Source organism: Pseudomonas agronomica, from assembly GCF_025917275.1.
In the GTDB taxonomy this organism is placed as follows: Bacteria; Pseudomonadota; Gammaproteobacteria; order Pseudomonadales; family Pseudomonadaceae; genus Aquipseudomonas; species Aquipseudomonas agronomica.
Genome location: NZ_JAOSHO010000822.1, coordinates 1 through 1,394, shown reverse-complemented (window position 1 = coordinate 1,394; position 1,394 = coordinate 1). Strand labels below are relative to the sequence as shown.

The following is a 1,394-nucleotide window of genomic DNA, read 5'->3' as shown; positions in this document are numbered from 1 at the left end:
GCCCTTGGTGTTGTGAGTACCCGGGGTAGCCACAGAAATCGCCGACGCCTTGCTCAGACCGCGCGTATCACGATCCTTCGCAATGGCCGAGGTCACGGAAGACTTGCTGGTGCGATCGGTGCGGGTGGTGCCGGTGTGCTTGCCGCTCAGGCCGTGGCGAAGGGTCAGTATTTCCAGAACACCGGCGTGAACAGCACCAGCACCGTCAGGATTTCCAGGCGTCCCAGGAGCATGCCGATGGTCAGCAGCCATTTTGCCGAGTCCGGCAAGGTCGAGAAGTTGCCGGCCGGCCCGATAATGTTGCCCAGACCCGGGCCGACGTTGCACACGGCGGTGGCTGCGCCGGTCAGGGCGGTCGTCCAGTCCAGGCCGATCAGCGCGAGGCCCAGGGCGATGGCGCCGATCGTGATGGTGAAGAAGAACGAGAAGGTCAGCAGCGAGCGAACGATCTCCTCGTCGATGGGGTGGTTGTTGTATTTCTTCTGGATCACCGCCCGGGGGTGGATCAATTGCTTCAAGCTGCCCATCAGCAGCACCTTGGCGACCTGGAAGCGAAAAATCTTCAGGCCTCCGGCCGTGGACCCCGAGCAGCCGCCGACGAAGGTCAGGTAGAAGAACAGCAACAGGGCGAAACTGCCCCACAGCGTGTAGTCACCCAGGGCCACGCCCGTGGTCGTGACGACCGACGTGACGTTGACCGCCACGATGCGGACCGCGTCCCACCACCCGTAATCGCTGTTCAGGCACAGCCAGGTACCGACCACGAGCCAGGTGACCACCAGGAACCCGACGAACCCCCTGACTTGCTGATCCTTGAGCAAGGCGCGCCGGTGGCCTCGCAATGTCGCTACGTACAGCGTGAAGGGCAGCGAGCCGGCCATCATGACGACCACCGACACCCAATGAACCGCCGGTTGCGGCCAGTGCGCCAGGGAAGAATCAGAGGTTGAAAACCCGCCGGTGGAAATCAGCGACATCGCATGGTTGATCGCTTCGAAGGGCGTCATGCCGGCCAGCCACAGCGCCAGGGTCGAGAGGGCGGTTAACCCGACGTAGATCCACAGGATGTAGTTGGCTGCGACGTGGGAACGCGGCGTGACTTTCTCCGACCAGTCCGATGATTCGGTCTGGAACAACCGCATGCCGCCGACCCGCAGCAATGGCAGGACTGCCACGGCCATGCCGATAAAACCGATGCCGCCGAGCCAGTGCAACATCGAGCGCCAGATCAGCAAGCCCGGGGATGCAGTGTCCAGCCCGGTCAGGATGGTCGAGCCCGTGGTCGTGATGCCCGACATGGTCTCGAAGAATGCATCGGTGTAGCTGATGTGCTGGATAAACACCATCGGCAAGGCCGCGAAGGCACAGACGAACACCCAACTGGCGGTGGTCAG

Annotated in this window: 1 protein-coding gene; it reads right to left on the bottom strand. The window is 62.8% G+C overall.

The features are described from left to right. Positions 1–164: 164 nt before the first annotated feature. Positions 165–1,394: TrkH family potassium uptake protein (locus OC610_RS27430; protein WP_264432585.1), on the bottom strand; the 1,230-nt coding region annotated here is incomplete at its 5' end.